The sequence below is a fragment of the Sphingomonas sp. Sph1(2015) genome, from assembly GCF_001970915.1.
GTDB lineage: Bacteria > Pseudomonadota > Alphaproteobacteria > Sphingomonadales > Sphingomonadaceae > Sphingomonas > Sphingomonas parapaucimobilis.
Genome location: NZ_MQUI01000131.1, coordinates 1 through 418, shown reverse-complemented (window position 1 = coordinate 418; position 418 = coordinate 1). Strand labels below are relative to the sequence as shown.

1 rRNA gene is annotated in these 418 nt (G+C 47.6%); it reads right to left on the bottom strand.

What is annotated here, in order from left to right:
- Nucleotides 1–418: ribosomal RNA gene (locus tag BSZ14_RS18870) — 16S ribosomal RNA — on the bottom strand; the annotation flags it as partial.

Genomic DNA, 418 nt, shown 5'->3' with positions numbered 1-418 from the left:
CTGTTTGATCCCCACGCTTTCGTGCCTCAGCGTCAATATTTGCGTAGTGAGCTGCCTTCGCAATCGGTGTTCTATGTCATATCTAAGCATTTCACCGCTACATGACATATTCCGCTTACCTCCACGGTATTCAAGATAGATAGTATCAATGGCAGTTTCCGAGTTAAGCCCGGAGATTTCACCACTGACTTACATACCCGCCTACGCACCCTTTAAACCCAGTGAATCCGGATAACGCTTGCACCCTCCGTATTACCGCGGCTGCTGGCACGGAGTTAGCCGGTGCTTATTCATCTGGTACCGTCAAGTACTTTAGAAAAATCATTTCTTCCCAAATAAAAGAAGTTTACAATCCAGAGGACCTTCATCCTCCACGCGGCATGGCTGGTTCAGACTTGCGTCCATTGACCAATATTCC